The 22,778-nt window shown below is 41.4% G+C and carries 20 protein-coding genes; 19 read left to right on the top strand and 1 reads right to left on the bottom strand.

What is annotated here, in order from left to right; all coding sequences use genetic code 11:
- Positions 1-17: 17 nt before the first annotated feature.
- Both lacZ and EDD70_RS09245 read left to right on the top strand, forming a co-directional pair.
- Entirely contained in the window at positions 18-3,026 is a 3,009-nt protein-coding gene (lacZ, locus tag EDD70_RS09250) for a beta-galactosidase, LacZ type (RefSeq protein WP_092750807.1), read from the top strand.
- 160 nt (positions 3,027-3,186) lie between these two features.
- A complete protein-coding gene (locus EDD70_RS09245; protein ID WP_092750809.1) occupies positions 3,187-4,116 on the top strand; it encodes a DUF7916 family protein in 930 nt (309 codons plus the stop codon).
- A gap of 53 nt (positions 4,117-4,169) precedes the next feature.
- Here EDD70_RS09245 and EDD70_RS09240 read toward each other — a convergent pair whose 3' ends face one another.
- A complete protein-coding gene (locus EDD70_RS09240; RefSeq protein ID WP_092750811.1) occupies positions 4,170-5,072 on the bottom strand; it encodes a LysR family transcriptional regulator in 903 nt (300 codons plus the stop codon).
- Positions 5,073-5,180: 108 nt separating this feature from the next.
- Between EDD70_RS09240 and EDD70_RS09235 the strand changes: the two genes are divergently transcribed.
- The 17 genes from EDD70_RS09235 (at position 5,181) to EDD70_RS09155 (ending at position 22,762) form a co-directional block, all read left to right on the top strand.
- Positions 5,181-5,753 carry a chromate transporter gene (locus EDD70_RS09235; RefSeq protein ID WP_092750813.1) on the top strand — a complete coding sequence of 191 codons (573 nt, stop codon included), beginning with the start codon at positions 5,181-5,183 and terminating at the stop codon, positions 5,751-5,753.
- Between the two features lie 3 nt (positions 5,754-5,756).
- Positions 5,757-6,320 (top strand): chromate transporter, encoded by a 564-nt coding sequence (locus EDD70_RS09230; protein WP_092750815.1) that lies wholly within the window; start codon positions 5,757-5,759, stop codon positions 6,318-6,320.
- A 17-nt stretch (positions 6,321-6,337) separates the two neighbouring features.
- Positions 6,338-6,871, top strand: a complete 534-nt coding sequence (locus EDD70_RS09225) for a hypothetical protein (protein WP_092750817.1) — start codon at positions 6,338-6,340, stop codon at positions 6,869-6,871.
- Between the two features lie 193 nt (positions 6,872-7,064).
- Positions 7,065-8,231 (top strand): diphosphate--fructose-6-phosphate 1-phosphotransferase, encoded by a 1,167-nt coding sequence (locus EDD70_RS09220; protein ID WP_092750819.1) that lies wholly within the window; start codon positions 7,065-7,067, stop codon positions 8,229-8,231.
- Positions 8,232-8,249: 18 nt separating this feature from the next.
- A complete protein-coding gene (locus EDD70_RS09215) occupies positions 8,250-9,086 on the top strand; it encodes a triose-phosphate isomerase family protein (protein ID WP_092750821.1) in 837 nt (278 codons plus the stop codon).
- Positions 9,087-9,143: 57 nt separating this feature from the next.
- A complete protein-coding gene (locus tag EDD70_RS09210) occupies positions 9,144-10,622 on the top strand; it encodes a lactate racemase domain-containing protein (protein WP_092750823.1) in 1,479 nt (492 codons plus the stop codon).
- A 220-nt stretch (positions 10,623-10,842) separates the two neighbouring features.
- Positions 10,843-11,853, top strand: a complete 1,011-nt coding sequence (locus EDD70_RS09205) for a LacI family DNA-binding transcriptional regulator (RefSeq protein ID WP_092750825.1) — start codon at positions 10,843-10,845, stop codon at positions 11,851-11,853.
- 100 nt (positions 11,854-11,953) lie between these two features.
- Positions 11,954-13,276, top strand: coding sequence for an ABC transporter substrate-binding protein (locus EDD70_RS09200; RefSeq protein ID WP_205408573.1), 1,323 nt, complete (start codon positions 11,954-11,956; stop codon positions 13,274-13,276).
- A 130-nt stretch (positions 13,277-13,406) separates the two neighbouring features.
- Entirely contained in the window at positions 13,407-14,351 is a 945-nt protein-coding gene (locus EDD70_RS09195; protein ID WP_092750827.1) for a carbohydrate ABC transporter permease, read from the top strand.
- Between the two features lie 12 nt (positions 14,352-14,363).
- Positions 14,364-15,203, top strand: coding sequence for a carbohydrate ABC transporter permease (locus EDD70_RS09190; protein WP_092750829.1), 840 nt, complete (start codon positions 14,364-14,366; stop codon positions 15,201-15,203).
- Positions 15,204-15,255: 52 nt separating this feature from the next.
- Entirely contained in the window at positions 15,256-16,515 is a 1,260-nt protein-coding gene (locus EDD70_RS09185; protein ID WP_092750831.1) for a uroporphyrinogen decarboxylase family protein, read from the top strand.
- 84 nt (positions 16,516-16,599) lie between these two features.
- Positions 16,600-17,451: a class II fructose-bisphosphate aldolase gene (locus EDD70_RS09180; protein WP_092750834.1), complete on the top strand. Its 852-nt coding sequence runs from the start codon at positions 16,600-16,602 to the stop codon at positions 17,449-17,451.
- A gap of 77 nt (positions 17,452-17,528) precedes the next feature.
- A complete protein-coding gene (locus EDD70_RS09175) occupies positions 17,529-18,875 on the top strand; it encodes an L-fucose/L-arabinose isomerase family protein (protein ID WP_092750836.1) in 1,347 nt (448 codons plus the stop codon).
- Between the two features lie 26 nt (positions 18,876-18,901).
- Positions 18,902-19,780 (top strand): aldose 1-epimerase family protein, encoded by an 879-nt coding sequence (locus EDD70_RS09170; protein WP_092750839.1) that lies wholly within the window; start codon positions 18,902-18,904, stop codon positions 19,778-19,780.
- Positions 19,777-20,937: an N-acetylglucosamine-6-phosphate deacetylase gene (gene nagA / locus EDD70_RS09165; protein WP_092750841.1), complete on the top strand. Its 1,161-nt coding sequence runs from the start codon at positions 19,777-19,779 to the stop codon at positions 20,935-20,937. Before EDD70_RS09170 ends, nagA begins: the two co-directional genes overlap by 4 nt.
- A 17-nt stretch (positions 20,938-20,954) precedes the next feature.
- Positions 20,955-21,674 carry a sulfite exporter TauE/SafE family protein gene (locus EDD70_RS09160; protein WP_092750843.1) on the top strand — a complete coding sequence of 240 codons (720 nt, stop codon included), beginning with the start codon at positions 20,955-20,957 and terminating at the stop codon, positions 21,672-21,674.
- Between the two features lie 26 nt (positions 21,675-21,700).
- On the top strand, positions 21,701-22,762 hold the full coding sequence (locus EDD70_RS09155) for an SIS domain-containing protein (protein ID WP_092750845.1): 1,062 nt from the start codon (positions 21,701-21,703) through the stop codon (positions 22,760-22,762).
- Positions 22,763-22,778: the final 16 nt, after the last annotated feature.

The raw sequence follows: 22,778 nt of genomic DNA, 5'->3' as shown, positions 1-22,778 counted from the left end.
AATTTTGGAGGTATATCATGGCTAAAAAGATTCATCATTTCGACTACAGTTTCATCAGCGACCCTAAAGTGTTTGCGGTTAACCGTATTCCGGCACACTCCGACCATGTGTTTTACGGTGTTGATGTGTTGGGAGAAAAGTGCGATGCCAGACAATATTTGAATGGTAAATGGAAGATAGAAGTTTCGCATACTTTGGCATCTGCAAACAGAAACTTTTTTGAAAAAGGCTATGATGTATCTGGCTGGAAGGACATCATGGTCCCTTCCAATATCGAAATGACAGGGTTAATCCCCCCGCATTATGTAAACACCATGTACCCGTGGGACGGTCTTGAGTATCTTCGTCCGCCGCAAGTCCCGCAGGAGTGGAACCCTACCGCATCTTATGTAAAAACTTTTTCATTAACCTCAAACTTAAAAAACAAACCATTATTTATATCGTTCCAAGGGGTACAGTCTGCATTTGCGCTGTGGCTCAACGGTAAATTTGTGGGTTACAGCGAAGATAGTTTTACATCTGCCGATTTTGAGTTAACAGAATACTTGTGCGACGGCGAAAATACCCTTGCGGTACAGGTTTATAAATACAGCTCGGGCAGCTGGCTTGAAGACCAAGACTATTGGCGATTTTCAGGTATTTTTCGTGATGTTTTTCTTTATACTACACCATCCACCCACATTTTTGATATTGACTTGCGTACCAACTTAAATGATAGCTTTTGCTGTGCAGAAATGTCAGTAACACTGAAGATGCAAGGTGAATTAAAGGGGAACATAGCTTGTGCTTTAAAAGATGCGCAAGGGGAAATTGTACTCGATATTCAAAATACAGTTCAAGAACAAATCGTGATGAGCGCAGCGGTAGAAAAACCAAACCTATGGAGTGCAGAAGTACCGTACTTGTACACGGCAGAATTTATCGTTTACAATGAGCAAGGCCAACCGGTAGAGTTTGTCAGCCAGCAGGTTGGCTTCCGCCGGCTTGAAATGATTGACAAGATATACCACATCAACGGCAAGCGAATTGTGTTTAACGGTGTAAATCGCCATGAATTTTCTCACACAAAAGGCAGGGCAATTACAAAAGAAGATATGTTATGGGACATCTGCTTCTTAAAACAAAACAACCTCAATGCGGTGCGTACATCGCATTACCCCAATAACAGCTTGTGGTATTCTCTTTGCGATGAATACGGAATTTATGTTATAGATGAAGCCAATCTCGAGAGCCATGGTTCATGGCAGAAGATGGGGGCAGTGGAACCAAGCTGGGCCATCCCCGATTGCAACCCGGATTGGCGAGACGCAACACTTGACCGAGGTTTATCAATGCTGCAAAGAGATAAAAACCATCCTTCGGTTGTCATTTGGTCGTGCGGAAATGAATCATACGGAGGCGAGATCATTTACGAAATGGCAGAGATGTTCCGTAAAATGGATAGCACCCGTGCTGTACATTATGAAGGAGTATTTCATGACAGACGCTATAACGACAGTTCCGATTTTGAAAGCCGTATGTATGCAAAAGCTACAGAGATTGAAACGTATTTGAACAATGACCCGCAAAAACCGTTTATTCATTGTGAATATTCGCATGCTATGGGCAACTCATGCGGGGCTATGCATAAATATACCGATTTGGCTCACAAATATCCGTTGTACCAAGGTGGATTTCTATGGGATTATATCGACCAAGGAATTTTGGCAAAAGATTGTTACGGAGAAGAATATATCGCATTCGGCGGCGATTTTAATGATCGCCCAACCGATTATAATTTCTGCACAAATGGTATTGTTTTTGCAGACCGAAAGCCTTCCCCCAAAATAGCAGAAGTAAAATATTTATATCAAAACTTTAGAATCACACCCGATCAAACAGGTGCAACGATAGAAAACGACAGCCTGTTTACCAATGCAAACCATTATACTTTGGTATGGAGTTTGGAAAAAGACGGCTGCAAACAGGTAAGCGGAGAAATGACTGTGGATGTTGAACCGGGTATAAAAAAATATATTCCGATAGCGTATCCTGTTGTTGAAGACGGAGGAGTATATACATATAACGTTTCACTGCAGTTAAAACAGGATACCAAATGGGCGCAAAAAGGGCACGAGACGGCGTATGGGCAAACAATTATAACAATACCAACTCCAAAAACCGTTCAAGACAATCCAATTACGGTAATTGAAGGCGACGTAAATATCGGTATCAAAGGCAAAGATTTTCATGCCTTATTTGCAAAAAATCTCGGAGCGTTGATATCTTACCGTTACAAAGGCAAAGAAATGGTCGATTCCATGCCAATGCCGACATTTTGGCGGGCTCCAACAGACAACGACAGAGGTAATGGGTTTCATTTGCAATCGGCACAATGGAAGTTGGCATCGCTGTACAGAACCTGCATTGAAATGCAGTTGAGCAAAACAGACCATTCTGCTACGGTTACTTGTGTCTATCAGCTGCATACTAATCCCGAGGCTCAATGCAAGGTGGTATATACTTTATTCGGTGACGGAGAAGTTAAAGTGCAAATAATCTACAAGGGTATAGAAGGCATGTCCTCCATGCCGCTGTTCGGTATAGAGTTCATCATTCCTCAGCGTTATTCCCACATCGAATGGTTTGCAAACGGCCCATTGGAGAATTACAGCGACCGTAAACATGGCACAAAACTGCAACGTTTTCAGTCTGAGGTTGGTGACGAGGTAACTGCCTATGTTGTACCGCAAGAATGCGGTAACCGTACCGGAGTACGCAGCGCTGCAGTGACGGACGATGAGGGCAGAGGATTGCTGTTTACATCGGAAGAAATGGAACTATCGGTTTTGCCCTATACGGCGCATGAACTTGAAAATGCACGGCATCACTTTGATTTACCGAAAAGCCGCCACACAGTGGTACGTGCAGCATCTGCGCAGTGCGGTGTGGGCGGTGACGATAGCTGGGGCGCACCGATACATCCGGAATATTTAATTGATTCTCAAAAAGATCAGTATCTCGAATTTTCGTTTAAAGGCTTGTGAGTACTTTTGCTGAGAATTAAAATAAAAATATAGTATTTGTAAAAATTTGATAAGCTTGTGAGAATTTTCAATATGAGGTATAATGAAATATAGAATCATTCGGCTAAAAGCATCTTGTTAACAACAAAGTTTTAACGAAAATATTGACGGAGGGATGTTTATGTCAAAAAGATTTTTGGATTGTTATGCTTCTGATTTTGAAAAGATGAACAAGCAGGAACTCCTGGATGCAATTGCAGGCAGCGAGGGCAGGGTTTTAGCCTGCGAAACCATTGGTATGGCAATGCCCATGTTGGGTGATATTACAAATGCAGAATTTGTTTGTGCAATGGGTGCAGATATTCTTTTGCTGAACCTTTTTGATGTAGAAAAACCTGTGATCAACGGGTTACCCAATGTTCCACCTATGAAAACCATTGCGGAACTAAAACGGCTGACAGGGCGTCCCGTAGGCATTAATTTAGAACCGGTACAGCAAAGTTTATCATCCGATAGTTCTGACCAAAATCTATGGCAGCTTACGCAAGGCAGAAAAGCAACTTTGGCGAATGCGCAAAAAGCCTGCCAAATGGGTGTGGATATGATTTTGCTAACAGGTAACCCCGGAATAGGTGTGGACAATGCTGCAATAACCGAAACATTAAAAGTATTCCGCAAAGAGATTGGTGAACAGGTCATTTTAGCAGCGGGTAAAATGCATGCATCGGGCATTATTAGTGAAGCAGGAGAGCATATCATCACCGAAAATGACATTAAAGAGTTTGTAAAAGCGGGTGCGGACATTATTTTACTGCCTGCTCCCGGCACCGTTGGCGGTATTACCATGGAATATGCAAAATCGCTTATCTCTTATGCTCACCGCTTGGGTGCGCTGACAATTACCGCTGTCGGAACTTCTCAAGAGGGGGCGGATGTCCATACAATCCGCCAAATAGCGCTTATGTGTAAAATGGCGGGTACAGATATTCATCATTTGGGCGATGCAGGCTATTTAGGGATGGCATTGCCTGAAAATATTCAAGCATATTCAACAGCAATCCGCGGTGTTCGCCATACATATCACCGTATGGCTGCATCTACCGCCCGCTAATTGCAATTGTAAAAACGAAAGCAAAAATAAAGAACGATTAGCGCTTTTATGCGTTAATCGTTCTTTTGCGTAAATAAGTTAAAGTGATTGTTTTTACACATTTCAATAAAATCTTTTGCAGAGTTGGTTAAAAACTTGTTTTTGTGGTGTATTATCGAGAACCGCCGTTTTAAAGAGATATCATTCATCTTAACGCTTACTATCTCTCCGCGATCGATATTTTCTTTTACCAATAAATAAGGCAGCACAGATATACCAAGGTTCTTGCTGACAGCACGCACAATCGCTTGTGTGCTGGTGCTTTGCCAAATTGGTGTAATTTCTATCCCGTGTACCCCTAAAATGCCTTCAAATATTTCACGTCCACCGCTGCCTTGTTCTCTCATTATAAAGTTTTCATTCTTTAGTTGCTCAATATCAAGCTTTTTTAACTTTGTTAAATGGCAATCAGGTGAGCAAATTAAAACCAAAGAGTCATCCATAAAGTAAGAGCTCTGCAAATAAGGGCTGCTAGAGATTCCCTCAATCAATCCAAAATCAATATCGTTTTTTAAAACGGCATCTTCGATATTTTTTGAATTATCTATAATTACTTTAATATTTATTTGGGGATGGCTCAATTGAAAATTCTGCACGATTTCGGGCAAAACATAGTTTCCAATTGTAATGCTTGCACCAACGCGCAGTACACCTATCCTATCCCAGTTCTTCATTTCATTTTCCATTTCGTTAAAGAGCGAGACAATATGTGTTGCATATTGCAAAAATTGTTTTCCGCTTTCTGTAATGTGCAGTCTTTTTGAAATACGATCGAACAATTTGATACCGTAGAACTCTTCTAACTCTGTTATGGCGAGGCTGGCTGCAGGCTGAGTAATATAAAGCTTTTCTGCGGCACCTGTTACACTACCACACTCACAAACTGCAACAAAAATTTTTATATGCCGAAGTGTCATCTCTAGTGCCTCCTTAAACATAATAAATAAGTATAAACTTTATAATATTATACTATTTTACATATGTTATTGCAACGTATACAATAGATAGAGAAGGAGGATTAAATTATGAAAAAAAATATCAAGGTACACCAAAAGTTATTTACTTCAACATTTTATTTAAGTGCATTTACTTTTGGCGGTGGGTTTGTCATCATCCCTCTGATGAAGAAAAAGTTTGTGGATGACTTAAAATGGATTGAAGAAAAAGAAATGCTCGATTTGGCGGCGATTGCGCAGTCTTCTCCGGGTGCGGTTGCAGTAAATGCATCTATTTTGTTGGGGTATCGTATTGCCGGTATATCGGGAGCACTCATAACGATACTTGGAACTGTATTACCACCGCTGATTATACTATCTGTAATTTCTATGTTCTATGCAGCATTTCGCGAAAACATAGTTGTAAACGCAGTTTTAAAAGGGATGCAGGCCGGTATTGCTGCAGTGATTGCAGACGTTGTTATCAATATGGGGGGCAATGTTGTAAAAGAAAAAAAACTGCTGCCTATTCTTGTTATGGGGGGGGCATTTATTGCTGCTTACTTTTTGAAAATAAATGTGATGTACATTATTTTAGTCTGCGGCGGTATTGGGGCAATTACAACCTACCAAAGTGAAAAAAGCAGAAAGGAACGGTCGTAACCCATGATTTATTTGCAGCTCTTTTGGAGCTTCTTTCAAATTGGTTTGTTTAGCATTGGCGGCGGCTATGCTGCAATGCCACTTATCCAAAATCAAGTAGTCGATCTTCACCATTGGCTAACGCTTACCGAGTTTTTAGATTTAATTACGATTGCTGAAATGACACCGGGGCCAATTGCGATTAATTCTGCAACGTTTGTAGGCATACAAATTTCAGGAATACCGGGTGCGATTATTGCAACGATTGGTTGTGTGCTGCCATCATGCATTATCGTATCTTTGATTGCATTCTTCTATTTCAAGTATAAAGAGTTAACAATTATACAAGGTGTATTGGGAGGATTGAGACCGGCGGTTATCGCGCTTATTACTTCAGCCGGATTATCTATATTAACGCTCTCGATTTGGGGGCAAAATGGTTTTTCTTGGAACATAAGCGATATTAATTTTATTTCGGTTATCTTGTTTTCAACAGCGCTTTGGGTATTGTATAATTTTAAGCCAAATCCAATTTTTGTAATGCTTGGTACCGGTGTGGTTGGCGGAGTAATTTATCTTATTACATAATAAAGGAGATTTTTGATATGATGTTCAGAATTAAGAGGAGATTTTTATCTTGGAATATTGTAGATGAAGGTAACCGCTTAGTTGCTAAAATCAAAAACAAAAGATGCTTAGGTGCGGGAAAGAATATACTGGATAATAACGGAAATATTGTATATACAACCGATATTATTAATTTGCCCAAACCAAAAGAATTGTGGAATACTCCACAAGCTAGAAGTTATAAAATTTTGCGCGGAAAAGATATAATTGCAACTGCCTCATTTTACTGCAAGAAAGAGGCAAAAGATAACGTCCATCAACAAAGTTTAATACTAGCAAAACTAAATGATATGCATGTGCAAACCCCCTACGGTATTTGGAACATAGTAAGACAAAAGGATAACAGCATTATTATACAAAATGGTAATGAAATAGTTGGAACGATTACATCTTTCTTTGCGTTGAAGGCACAAAAGCTAAATGTCCTTAGCAAAATTGACCCTGTGTTTATTGCAGGTATCTACGTGCTTGCAGTTTATATGATGCACGAAACTGATAGTATCGCAGTATAACTTTACATTATTCGGCAGTACTCTTTTAAAGCTTCTTTTGGCAGTTTGCACGTTGTAAATTGCTGGGTTTGCGTAAAAAATACGCAAACGTTTGAGCAAATTAATAAAGCAAACAAAACCACAGTATGATACTATAAAGTTAAGAAAGTAACTTGCCTGCAAACCGGCAACAGCTTAAAAAGGAGTGCTTAAGATGACGAAAGGAAATGTCTTGATTGTACATGGCGGTGCACCCACAGCAGTTATCAATGCATCGTTATACGGAGCGGTAACCGAGGCGAAATGTCATCCCGAGGTAGATAAGATTTACGGAGCAATCGGAGGCTCCGGCGGAGTACTGCGTGAAGAGTTTATTGACTTAAAACATGTGGAAGAAGATAAATTAAAGCTGCTGCTTCATACACCGGCATCTGCTATCGGTACCTCTCGCGACCATCTTGAACCCGAAGATTATAAGGCAATGGCCCAAATTTTGAAGCGCTATAACATTAAATATGTTTTGTTTAACGGCGGCAATGGCTCTATGGATGCATGTGGCAAGCTTTACAAGGCTTGCGACGACTACGGAGTGCAAGTTAACGTAGTAGGAATACCTAAAACAATTGATAACGATATTTCGGTAACCGACCATGCCCCCGGTTTTGGCAGTGCAGCCCGTTACATTGCTGCTACGGTTAGCGAGGTTTCGCAGGATGTTAAATCTCTGCCGATTCATGTTTGTATTATCGAAGCAATGGGTAGAAATGCAGGCTGGCTGACAGCGGCATCTGCGTTGGCAAGAACCAAAGCTGGGGACGGCCCCGATTTGATTTATCTGCCGGAGCACCCGTTTGATGAAGAGCAATTTCTCGAAGATGTTAAGGCTCTTTATGAGAAAAAGGGCGGCGTAGTTGTGGTAGCAAGCGAAGGCCTTAAAAATAAGCAGGGTGAACCGATTGTTGCCCCAGTCTTCAAAGTAGGCAGATCTGTTTATTACGGCGACGTCAGCGCACATCTTGCAAATCTTGTTATTCAGCGTTTAGGCATCAAAGCCAGAAGTGAAAAACCAGGTATCTGCGGCAGAGCATCCAGCGCTTTCCAGTCAGAAATTGACCGTGATGAAGCGATTATTGCGGGGGCAGAAGCAGCAAAAGCTGCATTCGAGGGCAAAACCGGTGTTATGGTAGGCTTTGAACGTTTACCGGGCAAAGAATATAAATGCAAAACAAAGCTAATACCTATTGAAGAGGTTATGCTGCATGAGCGTATTCTGCCAGATAAATATATTAATGAGCGAGGCAATGATGTGACGGATGAGTTTGTAGAGTGGTGCAGACCGTTGATAGGTTCTCCGCTCAAAGAGTTTATCAGTTTTAAATAATATAGGAGGACACAATCGGTGAAATTTATCTTTCTAAATCTAAAAAGATTTGACATTCCAAAAGAATTTGGTGGAGTGAACAGCATTGCCCCTATGAAAAATTGGGCAGCACATATTGTAAATAATACGCAGAATAAACTTCAGAAATATAACGCAGATGATGTTGAAATCGTTATGTTTTTCCCAGAAGCGCATCTTATAGGTGCAGTGGATGCACTGTGCGAAAATAGCCCTGTAAAAGTAGGATGTCAAGGTGTATTCCGCGATGACACCGCTGTGGGCGGCAATTTTGGTGCTTTTACTACGAACCGCACTGCAAATGCAGCGAAAGCTATTGGCTGCGGGGGTACAATTATCGGGCACTGCGAAGAACGCCGTGACAAACTTGGCATTATGCAAGAAGCAGGCATCGCCGATACAGATGCGATAAACCGCCTGTTGAATAAAGAAATCAAATGTGCAATCAATGCAGGTTTAAAAGTACTGTATTGTATCGGAGAAACCTCCGAAGAACAGCCCAAATGGCAGGATACCCTAAGAAGACAGCTTGAAATTGGCCTTGACGGCGTAGATATGACCAAAGTAGCAATTGCGTATGAGCCGGTTTGGGCTATCGGCCCCGGTAAAACCCCGCCACAGGCAGATTATATTCAAATGATTGCAAAGTTTGTAAAAGAGGTCACCAATGGTTTGCCTGTTGTGTATGGCGGAGGCCTCAAAGTTGATAACGCCGAAATGTTGGCGTCTATTCCTGAAATTGATGGTGGACTTATTGCGCTTACCCGTTTTTCGGGTGAAATAGGGTTTTATCCCGACGAATATCTCGAAATCATCAAAACTTATTTGGGAAAATAATCGGATGCAAACAACTGCATTCTAGAAATAAACAAGTTAGAAAGGAACGTGTATTGCATGAAACTATCTTTTGAGTACGGGCAGGGCACTATGGATGCGAACCTCCCCGATTATACCGACGTATTTATTCCGGGCGAAACAGTACCCGACCCACCCTATATCCCCGAAGACCAATTGGTTGAAAAAACCCGTGAATCCATTCTTAATCCTGTTGGTATGGAGCCGCTATCCAAACTGGCTCACAAAGGTTCTAAATGCGTCATTATTTTTCCCGACCGCGTAAAAGGCGGAGAACAGCCCACCGCACACCGTAAAATCTCTATCCCCATCGTTTTGGACGAGCTGTATAAAGCAGGAGTAGAGAAAAAAGATATCCTCCTTATTTGTTCTAATGGTTTGCACCGCAAAAATACCAAAGAAGAAATCTTTAATATATTGGGCGAGGAAGTTTTCAACGAGTTTTGGTATACCCACCAAATCATGAACCACGACAGTGAAGATTATGACCATCTGGTTGATTTGGGTACTACCGAGCGCGGTGACCCGGTTTTAATGAACAAATATGTATACGATGCAGATGTTGCAGTTCTTATCGGCCACACACAGGGTAACCCATACGGCGGTTATTCGGGCGGTTATAAGCATTGCTCTACCGGAATTACCCACTGGCGCTCAATCGCCTCACACCATGTGCCCGAAGTAATGCACCGCAAAGATTTTACCCCGGTAAACGGTCATTCTCTAATGCGCACCAAATTCGATGAAATAGGCGAATACATGGAAGAAAAAATGGGCAAAAAATTCTTCTGCTGTGATGCTGTTTTGGATACCAAATCGAGACAAATTGAAATAAACAGCGGTTATGCTAAGGTAATGCAGCCTCTTTCTTGGAAAACTGCTGACAAACGCACCTATGTACATTGGGCAGAGAAAAAGTACGATGTACTGGTATTTGGAATGCCACAGTTCTTCCATTATGGTGACGGAATGGGTACCAACCCCATTATGATGATGCAGGCTTTGTCTGCCCAGGTTATTCGCCATAAAAGAATTATGAGCGACAAATGTGTTATTATTTGTTCATCTATTTGCAACGGATATTTTCATGATGAATTGTTTACAGGCTACCGCAAAGTATTTGAGATGTTCCAGCATGACCATATGAACACTCTGGCAGATATGAACCGTTACGGTGAGTATTTTGCAACAAATGAAGAATATATTCGTATGTACCGCTACTGCAATGCTTTCCATCCGTTCCATTCATTCTCAATGATAAGCTGCGGTCATATTGCCGAAATGAATACATCTGCTATCTACATCGTAGGTGCAGAAGAACCGGGTTATGCAAGATCTATGGGGCTGAAGACCAGAGCTACGTTTGAAGAAGCATTGGCTGATGCAATGAAAAAATATGTCGGCCCGAACCCAAATATACTGGCATTGCCATTAACCTTTAAAACTGCTGCTGTTCACCTGTGCATGAAAGATGGCAAACAAGGGGACTACGGTGTAGATTTCTGCCACAGAGGTTAATTGCCTTTTATAAATAGTATACAAAACAAGACGCTTCCTTTTGTTTAAGGAAGTGTCTTGTTTTTTGCGTTTAATGTACATCTTGTACAACTCGATTACAAATAATTCGTGTTTATTCTGAATTTTTAAAACTCTATACGCAAACGATTGACTTGCAATACTTGAGTGCTATAATTATAAATAACAAATGTACACACGTGTTTAGTATCGGAGTGAAACAATGGATAATCAATTTAAGCGTGTGACCCGCGCGGATGTTGCAAAGCACGCAGGCGTAAGCGAGACGATTGTATCTTATGTGGTAAACAACAATCGCTATGTAGACAAAACAAAAAGGCAGCGGGTAGAAAAGGCAATCAGAGAGCTAAACTATAGGCCAAACAACATTGCCCGCGCACTCAAAGGTAAAAACAGCAATCATATCATTTTTATAGCAGACCAAATTACAAACGAGCATTTCAGCCAAATTATTAGTGAAATGGATAAATACGCCTATGATATGGGCTATTTGATATCTCTTTGTGCCAATCGTAACACCGAAGAATTTGTCTCGCAAATTATCAGCCGTCAATATGACGGTATTATAATCAGTTCCATCAGTTTTCCTGAGGATTATATCCGCCAGTTTATAAGTGCAAGAATACCAACAGTATTGTTACTCAATCGCCAGTATAATGACCTTGACGGTGTAGGAAAAATAGGAACAGGACTTTATACTGGTGCCCGCGAATGTGTAAAACATTTAGTGGAAAAGGGCAGAAAAAACATCCTGTATCTCGACCGTATCAGCGCGCATGGGCATTTTAGCAGTATGGAGGATTTGAGATTTCGAGGGTTTGCAGAACAAATGCAGGAAAGTGGGTTACCGATTTCAGAGCAAAACATCATTACAGGCTGCAAAACTCCTGACGAAGTTGTGCAAAAAATACACAAGCGGATGCAAAGCGGCTTTGCTGTGGATGCAATTTTTGGAAGAAATGATAAGCTTGCCTGTATTGGTATGCGAGCGGTTATGGAGATGGGGTATAAAGTTCCGCAGGATATTTCGGTTATTGGGTTCGATAACTCCAGCCTAAGCCAATACACCAGCCCTACACTTACTACGGTGGAAATGCAAAGAAAAGAAATTGGAAAAGCAGCAATTGAAATGCTCCATCAAATGATTGATGAAGGAAAAATCCCTCAATTAGTTGAATTATCAACAAGGCTGATAGAGCGGCAAAGCACATAATTAAGTGCTTTTGCTCTATGTACACACGAGTGTATAATGTGTTCCCAAGCATCTGCAGAGATGTAAGCATAGAAACTATATTATAGGAGGAAAAGTTCACATGAAAAAACTGATAGCATTATTACTTGCAACCCTTATGGTATTCAGTATGGCAGCTTGTAACGGTAAAGCTAAGGATTCTTCCACCCCAACAGCAGATAGTTCCGCTCCTTCATCAGATGCAGGGCCTGCCGAGCCTGTAACTATTAAATTTGCAAACTATGCCATTCTCGAAGCTGGCTATACCGAGTTTTGGGAAGGCGTAAAATCCGGTTTCGAAGCGAAATACCCTAATATTAAAATTGAATGGGTTTCTGCACCCTATGGTGAGATTGTAAACCAGGTCATCAATATGGCTGGCGGCGGCGATAAGGTTGACTTGATGTTCTCAGAACTCAGCTGGACACCAACTCTTGAAGAAGCTGGCCTTGCAGCCCCTATAGGCACCATTCTTTCCAAAGAGTTTATTGATGATTTCTACCCGTCTGTTATCGAGGCAGCTACAATCAAAGGTAAGGCGTATTCTATTCCAATGTATATTTCACCTTATGTTCTGTACTATAACAAAGAACTGTTTAAGCAGGCCGGCCTTGACCCTGAGCAGCCACCCAAAACCTACGATGAAATGCTTAAAATGGCCGAAAAACTTTCTACCCTCAAAACAAAAGACGGTAACAAGGTTTACGCGTTTGGTCAAACAACTGCATCCGTTCCTGTTTCTGGTTCTTCATTAACTGCAATGGTTTATAACTTTGGTGGAAATGTTTTGAATGCTGATGGTCAGCTTGATATCGATAATCAGGGCTTTAAAGATGCGTTTAGTATGATCAAAACTTTGGATGAAAAAGGCTATAATCCCCAAAACTCTAAACTCAAAGATTTAAGAAACCTGTTTGCGTTAGGTCAGCTTGCAATGTATTATGATCAGTCTTGGGGCTTTAACGGTGTTAAAAGTATTAATCCGGAGGCTGAAAACTTTATTGCTTCTGCGGCTCCTCTGTCCGGTGGTTCAGGTACAGGCGAAAGCCTTTTGCAGGATCATTCCCTTATTTTAATGGATAATGGTGATGCCAAGAAAGAGGCAGTTCGTCTTTTGGTTGAATATCTAATTACACCGGAAATGCTTGCAGACTATATGTCTACCATTACTCCGGCATTTCCGGCTAAAAAATCAATGGAAAACATGGATACCATTGTAAACAATAAAATTCTTAAAGGTGCAGTGGGCTCCGTTAGTAAAGTAAAATCCATCACATCCATCCCCACCTTGTCCGACCTTAACCTCGAGCTTTGTACTCTGGCACAAAGCGTTACCGTAGGCGGTAAGTCTGTTGAGCAGGGAATAGCGGACTTTCAGGCGGCGGCTGAAGGTATTGTTGGCTGATGTAGAATTTTTATAACTTAAGAAGCGGGATAGACTGGATTATCCCGCTTTTTTACCAAATATATACACTCGAATTTATATCGGCTGTTATGCCGATATAAGCCGCACAAAAAGAAGGCGAGGGTTATTGATGAAAACTTCCGGTACGGCATCCGGTGCGGTAAAACGCACAGTCCTGTTAAAAAAATCTACAGGTGACAAGCTTTTCTCTATTGCGCTTATGCTTCCTACAATTGTTATGACGTTTGCGTTTATTCTCATTCCGGTTATAGATTCTATTCTGAAGAGCTTCTTGAACTACAAAGTAAAAAATATCATCTCAGGGCAGCCAGGTGAATGGAACAACTTTGCAAACTATATTAAGCTGTTCCAAAACAATAAGCTGCTGCCTTCTATCGTAATCACCTTTACATTTGTTGTCTTTGTGGTGGCGCTGCAATTTATTTTTGGTATGACGATGGCGCTGATTCTAAATTCTAATATAAAATGTGCAAGATTTTTACGAAGCATTATGATGACACCTTGGGTAGTACCTACTATTATATCCGCTTTGATTTGGATGTGGATATTCCAGCCGCAGTATGGCTTGATGAAATATATCATCAGCTTTTTTACAGCAGGGCAAATATCCGATTTAGCAATGCTCAACAACCCCAATCTTGCACTGCTTGGTATTTCTGTTGCAGCACTGTGGAAGCAAATTCCGCTCACCACATTATTGTTGCTGGCGGGCTTACAGAATGTACCAGATGATATGTTGGAAGCAGCTACTGTAGATGGTGCAAACAATGCAACTAAATTTTTTCGTATTATCATTCCTTATATGAAAAGCGTAATCAAAGTTGCTATGTCTATGGCGATTATTGAAAACTTCAAGCAGTTCCCATTAGTTTGGACAATGACAGGTGGGGGACCGAACAATTCCACCACAACACTGGCAATTCTCAGCTACCGTGAAGCATTTGTTTCGAACAACTTGGGCTCCGGTGCGGCTGTTACAACCGTTTGGATGCTGCTGATGATTGTGGTTATTTTAATTTACAATCGTATTATGCGTTCTGAAGATATGGATTAAGGAGATGAACCAATGAAAAGAAATAAAATAGCAGGCAGTATTATTAAATATGCGGTGCTGGCAATCATTTTGGTTTTTCTTCTATTCCCAATCTACTGGGTTTTGATGACCTCGTTTAAAACCAACATGGAAGCTTACCGTTTTCCGCCTACTTTTGTTCCCAAACTGCCTACTATGGAGGCTTATATTAATCTGTTTACAAAGCACAATGAATTCTTTATATATTATAAAAACAATTTTATTGTTTCGGGCTTTACCGCGCTTATTACAACAATACTGGCTATATTTACAGGCTATGCACTTTCGCGTTTCCGCTTTAAATGGAATAAATGGATTTTAGCGGGGCTATTGTCTTCGCAGATGTTCCCGGTGGTGAGCCGTATGATTTCTTTGTATGATTTAATGGGAAAAATGAAACTTATCAACACCCATGCCGGGTTGATTTTGGCTTTAGTTGCAGCAATGCTGCCCTTTACCGTAATGCTGATGGCAAGCTTTTTTGATAGTGTACCTAAAGCCATTGAAGAAGCGGCTTACATCGATGGTGCAGGCAGAATGCAGATTTTATATAAAATGGTTGTTCCATTGGTAAAGCCGGGTATGGTTGCAGTTGGTATCTATTCTTTCCTAATGACGTGGGATGATTATCTCCATGCATCTACTCTCATTCAAAACGATGCCTTGCGCACACTGTCTGCAGGGGTTGCGATGAGGTACCTTGGAGAACTGTCGTATGACTGGTCACTGATTAATACTATTTCTATTGTCGGTATGCTGCCCATGATTATCCTGTTCTTCTTTTTTCAAAAGTATATGATTAAAGGTTTAGTTGCCGGTGCAGTCAAAGGTTAATTTAGTGAAGTTTTATCATCAATAAAACAACTAAGAAACAGAGGTAGTTATAATGAATTCTAGAGAACGTGTACTAGCAACTATTAATCATAAACAGCCTGACAGAGTCCCAATTGATATAGGCGGAACGAATCAATCGGGTATTAGTGCAAGTACTTTATACAAATTAAGAGAAGCATTGGGGCTTGAAAAAAAGGAGATAGAAATTTGCAGCTTGTTTCAAATGCTAGGAAATGTAGATGAAGATTTAAGAGATAAGCTAGGTATTGATACAATAGGATTATTTAATCCATCTGATTCGATAAGCGGAAGAAACAGCATAACGCAGCCACTTATTATGTGTGATGGCACACCTACTAAAATATTTGATACTACAGCATATGACAAACTTGCTGATGGCTCGTTCGTGATTTATCCCCAGGGGGATAAATCAGTTAAACCGAGCATGAAAATGCCTTCAAATGGTTTCTTTTTTGATACAATAGACCGCTCAAAGGATTTTGATGAAGAGAACCTTACGCCTCTTGAAGACTATAAAGATTCATTTTACAGAATGACAGAAGGTGCGGCCCAGTATTTTGCTCGAAAATCAAAGGAATTGTTTGAAAATACCAGCTATGCTGTAATTGGAAATCTTGGCGGTGGGGGGCTAGGCGATGTGGCAACAATTCCTGCTCCCAATGAAAAGCATCCAAAGGGTATTCGAAAGATTGAAGACTGGTTGATGGCTCATATACTTTATCCGGAGTACATTACAGAAGTATTTAAACTTCAGACAGAAGTAATGCTTTATAATCTTAAAATGTATCATCAGGCAGTAGGCGATAATATACAAATCGTTTGTATCAGCGGTACTGATTTCGGCACACAAAATGGTGAGTTTATTGATCCTAATTTGTTTAGAAAACTATATAAGCCTTTTTATACTCAAATAAATGATTGGGTACATAAAAACACCAATTGGAAAACTTTTTACCATAGCTGTGGAAGCGTAGTAGGTTTTCTGGATGATTTTGTAGATATGGGTGTAGATATTCTTAATCCAGTACAATTATCGGCAAAGGGTATGGATGCTCATATGCTAAAGGAGAAATATGGAAATAAACTGGTGTTTTGGGGCGGGGGTGTGGATACACAGGAAACCCTTCCGTTTGGTACGCCTGAACAGGTTAAGAAACAAGTCTTGGAACGCTTGGAGATTTTATCTTCTGAAGGTGGATATGTGTTTAATACGATTCACAATATTGTAGCCAAAACACCTGTTGAAAATTTGCTTGCAATGTTCGAGGCAATAGAACAGTTTAATAAATAATATCCATACGTGTGGCTATTTAGGCTGCTAATGCATACTACAAATAATTTGGTACTTACTAATAGGCGAAATGGAGATAGATATATGTTAACAACAAATATAGAAGTGCTGAGGAATGCAAGAAAAAAAGGCTATGCTATTCCGGCAATCAATACTCAAGGGGGAAACTTCGATATTATTTGGGCCGTGTGCAAAGCTGCTGACGAAATGAAATCTCCCGTTATTTTAGCACACTATGTTTCAACGGGTGCTTATTCTGGCAATGACTGGTTTGTACAGGTGGCAAAATGGTGTGCCAACAAGGTATCGGTGCCTGTTTCAATACATTTAGACCACGGCGAAAGTTTCGAAATTTGTATGGAGGCATTAAAGCTTGGCTTTACCTCACTTATGATTGACGGTTCAACCAAACCGATTAAAGAAAACGCTGCCCTTACCGGAAAGGTAATTGAAGTTGCTAAATGCTTTAATGTGCCGGTAGAAGCAGAAATAGGTGAGCTGCTTCGCCTTGATAACGGTGTTCAGCAAGAGAATAAAAATGTGGCAGATCCCGACCAGGTTCGCGAATTTCTCAGCCTTTGCCAACCGGATACGCTTGCAATTGGAATTGGTAATGCACATGGGTATTATAAAGGTGAACCGGATATTCATTTGGATGTTTTGCGCGATGTAAGTAAATTTACGGATATTCCTTTGGTTTTGCATGGATGTACGGGGATGTCCGAAGACATTATTAAAGATGCGATTCAACTCGGTGTTGCAAAAATTAACTTCGGTACCGAAATCCGCTATAAATATGTGGAGCATTACCAAGAGGGCTTGCAAACGATGAACCACCAAGGCCATTCTTGGAAGCTTTCTCAATTTGCATGTGAAAAGCTTGTTGATGATGTAAAAAAGATTATAAATCTCTCTGGCTCGGCGGGAAAAGCATAACTGTTCAATGGTAGTACGATTTTTCATACTTTTACTTTTTTTTAGATTTGATAAAATAAAAAGGAGTGGGTGATATTTTGAATAAAAAACTAAAAGTTGGTTTTATTACTACTTTATCCGGCCGTTGGCCAAGAGAACTGCCTCAGCAGAGATTAGAGGAATACGGCAGCTGGATAGATGAAAATATTCAAACGGCAGACATTATAAAATACAATGAGATAGCCGATACCCCTGCGCATGTTTCACAGGCAATCGAACAATTTAAAACAGCGTCGGTAGATGCAGTGATTATGCTTTACGGTGCTTTTACAGGGGATGATGTTTCGTGTGCGCTTGCAGATGAGCTTGGAGTACCCATTATTTTATGGGCGCCTTATGAGCCCCCGTTTGAAAGAGATACAAGGCTGTATGCAAATGCACTGGTTGCCGCAACCATGAACTCTGCGGCAATGCACAGAATTAACCGCACCTGCTATGTTATTTACGGTGACAAAGAAGATGAGCGTGCAGTAACCAAGCTCAAAAACCTCATTAAAGCATATGCAACCGTGAAAAAGCTGAAAGGTACAATGTTTGGGCTTTTTGGCTACCGCCCTACAGCTTTTTATAATTGTGCATTCGACGAGTCACTTATCCGCAGGGTATTTGGCATTCGTATGGAGGAGACCGAACTCAAGGTGATTTTTGACCGTATGGAGCAGATTTCCTTCCATAAGATCGAAGAAGATATGCGCAAGCTGACATCAGCCTTTGATGTGGATACATTGCCTGAAAAACATCTCGAAAATCATTCCAGACTGTATTTTGCTATGAAAGAAGTTTTAGCGGAACAAGGATATGATTTTGCCACCATAAAATGTTGGCCTGAAATGGGCAACTTAAAAACCACGCCCTGCGCGGTACTTGGCAGACTGGCAGACGAGGGGATGAGCGTTATCTGTGAAGGAGATGTGGACGCTGGGCTTGCAACAATTGTGCAGCGTTATATAACCGGTTTGCCCACCTTTATTACCGATATGATTAACATAGATGAGCATAAGAATACGCTCACTTATTGGCATTGCGGCAATGCGGCGCTTTCGCTGATGAACTCCAACGATGGGGTTTCGCTGTGCAATCATCCGCTTGCAGGGCAGGGCACCGCATTTTACGGCTCGCTCAAGCCGGGTAAAGTTACAGTGGCACGTTTTTGCAACATTGGCGGCGTGTACAAGCTGTTTCTTCTGCGGGGAGAAGCGGTAGAAACCCATCGCAATACCAAAGGGGTTATGACCAACGTAAAAATCAAGGCTCCTGTGCGTGAGGTAGTTGAGCGAATAATAGAAGAGGGAATTGCCCATCACTACAGTATTGTTTGGCAGGATATTGCAGATGAAATGATTGCCGTAGCAAAACTTCTTCATATAGAAGTAATTGAGATGTAGTAAAGACAGAAAGAAGTGGATAAGAAGTGATTTACGAATTAGAGAATGACCGGCTTAAGGTTCAAATTAACAGCATGGGGGCAGAGTTGTGGTCCATTTTAGATAAACATACTTTGACTGAGCATCTTTGGCAAGGTGACCCTGCCGTGTGGGGGAGACGTGCGCCAAATCTGTTCCCTATTTGCGGAAAACTGGTAAATGACAGCTGCGTCATCAACGGCAAAACATACCATATTCCCATGCATGGTTTTGCCCGCGATTATGAACATCAGGTCTTATCTCAAAGTAAAGATTGCATCCGCTTCCGCTTTACTCAAAGCAAAGAAACGCTCGAAAAATATCCGTTTTCATTTTATTTGGATACCTGTTATGAATTGCATGGCAATCAACTTAGCTGTACCTTTGAGGTGAAAAATACAGGTAGCGGTGTATTACCTTTTTCTATCGGTTTTCACTCCGGTTATATGTGCCCGTTTGATACAGAGCACACCATTGAGGATTACAGCTTGGTATTTGAGAAAAAAGAAGCTGCATCACAGGTACTTTGCAACGACTTTTTAGCGGGAGGCGAAAAGCTTTATCTAAACGGAGAAAATACAATTCCACTGCATAACCAATTGTTTCCGCAAAGCTTTATACTAAAAGGCTTACAGTCAGATTATGTCAGCATTGTAGAAAACAGCACAGGCAGGGAAGTACGTGTTAGCATCAGTGGTTTCCCATATGTGGTGTTTTGGTCTACTCCACAAAAGGTGCCTTTTGTTTGCATAGAGCCTTGGTACGGTGTGCCTGACAGAGCAGACACTGACGGCGACTTCTTAAACAAAACAGGTCTGCAAACAATTGCTCAGGGGGAGAGCTTTTGCTGTAATCAGACCATTGAGATAAAGGGGCGAGCAAAATGAAACGCGATATGCTTATCCAAAACGGAAATGTTCTAATCGACAATAAGCTGATTTTAGCAGATGTTTTAGTACTGGATGGAGTTATTGCCAAAATAAAAAAGGGTATCAAGGCTGAGGCGGGAATACCTACTTATAACGCACAACGTAATTTGGTGCTCCCCGGTTTTATTGATGTTCACACCCATGGGGGGGTGGGTGTAGATATGAATAATGCAAGTGGTGAGGATGTAAAAAAGGTCAGTGAATTTTTCGCATCGCAGGGTGTTACCGGTTTTTTACCCACCCTGCTTACCGATTCCCAAGAACGCCTAACCCAATGCATCCACACAATTACCGAGGCAAAAAAGACGTTGTCAACGGGTGCAAAGATTTTGGGCATTCATATGGAAGGCCCTTACCTTTGCAAAGATTATAAGGGCGCAATGCCCGAAAGTCTCCTTCAGCTCCCATCTGTGGAGGAATTTGAGGAGTACCAACGTGTTGCCGAAGGTAATATCCTGCGTATTACCGTTTCGCCTGAAGTAGAAGGTGTTCCCGAATTTATAGAAAAAGTTAGCAAAACAGGTGTTGCGGTATCTATCGGGCACAGCGGGGCAGATTACGACAGGGCGTGGCGCTGCATCCACGGGGGGGCTGTAAGTGCCACGCATACGTTTAATGCAATGAAGCTGATGCATCAGCATTATCCGGCTATCAGCGGTGCGATTTTGGAAAGCGACATTTACTGTGAGGCAATTTGCGATGGAATCCATCTTCATCCCGGCACCGTACGCATTTTGCTAAAGACAAAGGGATATAACCGTGTGGTTGCGGTTACCGATTCTATTATGGCGGCGGGATTGGGTGATGGAAAGTATAAACTTGGCGTAAACGATATTGTTGTTACCAACGGGGATGCTATGCTGGCTGACGGTACATCACGTGCAGGCAGTACCCTCACTATGAGCCGAGCATTGCGTAATCTTGTACAGTTTACAGGAAAAGAGCCTCAAGAATTATCTTGCCTCCTTTCACAGAACCCCGCGGATATGATTGGGTTGGGGCATCGCAAAGGGTGCATAAAAGAAGGTATGGATGCGGATATGGTTATTTTAAATAAAAGCTATCACGTTTTGGCAACCTTTGTAGAGGGTGTTAAAATGTTTGATGCACAATAAATTTAAGGAGAAACCGCATGAATTATTTGCTGATTGCACTGGTAGCTTTGATGGGAAGTTTTACGCAAGCGGTAACCGGGTTTGGATATGCAATTATCTGTATGGCGCTTTGGCCGTTGATTTTGCCTTTGCGTGTTGCCTCTGTTTTAGAGGTTATGACCGCTTTTGTAATGGTGATATACATTTCTCTGAAGTTGCGTCAGCATATCAATTTTCGGTTGATGATATGGCCGCTGTTATCCTATTCTGTGGCTAGCGCTGTTGGGGTATTTACATTATTATCGGGCACCGAAACCGTTATAAGACGGATACTCGGCGTGATTTTGGTATTGCTTTCTATTTACTTCAGATGTTTCAGCAATAAGGTACGTATCAAGCCAACCCGCAGAAATGGATTGCTCGCTGGTTTGGTTAGCGGTTTTCTCAGTGGTTTGTTTAATATCGGCGGTCCGCCGATGGTGGTGTATTTTCTGTCGGTTACCGAAGATAAAATGGAGTACAACGCTACCTTGCAGTGCTATTTTACTTTCACTACCATTTATGTTTTTTTACTGCACCTTTTTATGGGCAATGTAAATGTTGAAGTGCTTCAGTACAGTGTTGCCGGCTTGGCTGGTTTGGCAGTGGGTACCGGCACAGGGCTTTGCCTTCTGCGGCGATTGTCTATGGAGGCAACAAAAAAATTTGTTTATGGTTTTATGATTTTAGCGGGCATATATCTCGTTATTGCGGGATGATTTATAAAATTAGAGGTGACTGCAAAATGTTAAAAAAAAATAGTTCTCTTACATACAAAGAAATTTACGGTCAGCCTGAATCTTTTCAGGCAATCAACGATACATTAAGCGATATTTACTCGGTTTTAGACAAAGTATTTGCAAAAGAAAATCACTATGATGAGCTGCTCTTTACCGGCTGCGGAACATCTTTTTATTTGGCACAAAGTGCGGCATATGCGTTTTCTTCTTATACAGGCATACCCGCCAAGGCGGTGCCTTGCTCGGAACTGTATTTCTTCCCCGAAACCTTTGTAAAAGGCAGAAAGGTGCTGGTTCTACCCATCACCAGAAAGAGCTATACCACCGAGGTTCGCATGGCAATTGATAAAATTCGCAGCTTCCCCGATGTAACCACGCTCGCTATCACTTGCGATAGTGATAGTAAGCTGTACAATGACAACTACATTTATTCACCCGTTACCCCCGAAGACAGCGTAATTATGACACGTTCATTTACCAGCATGATTTATCTGACTGTGATTATGGCAATGTATGTGGGCGGTAAAAAGAACGAAATTGAGGCGATGGCAAACTATGCCGAGGCTGCTCGCGAATTGCTTGTAAAAATGGACGCGATGGCAAAACAAATTATTGCAGAAAACCCCAACCTCAACCTCTTTATTACGCTGGGGCAGGGTGTGTATTACGGCATTGCCAACGAGTGTATGAATAAGATGAAAGAAATGGGCATTGCCAACTCTGAGGCATATTACAGCTTGGAATATCGCCATGGCCCTATGAGCCTTGTAGATAACAATACGCTTGTATTAACCCTTGCAAACTCTGCTACAGTAGAATACGATGCAAAATTGCTTACACAGATGAAGGGTTACGGTGCGGTTACCGCGGTTATCGGAGAAAATGTAAGCAGTACTATGGCAGATGCAAGCTATAAACTGGATTTGACTTTTGGCTACAATGATATGCAGTATGCAGCTTTAATTGGTTTTATCGGACAGTTCATCGGCTATTATATTGCAGAGAAAAAGAACATTGATGCAGACAGCCCGAGAAATCTGTCTCAGGCAATCGTTTTACCCGCTTAACGAAACAAACAACCCG

It is taken from the genome of Hydrogenoanaerobacterium saccharovorans (assembly GCF_003814745.1).
Lineage (GTDB): Bacteria > Bacillota > Clostridia > Oscillospirales > Ruminococcaceae > Hydrogenoanaerobacterium > Hydrogenoanaerobacterium saccharovorans.
The sequence above is the reverse complement of the archived record's forward strand: the minus strand, read 5'-3'. Positions and strand labels throughout refer to the sequence as shown.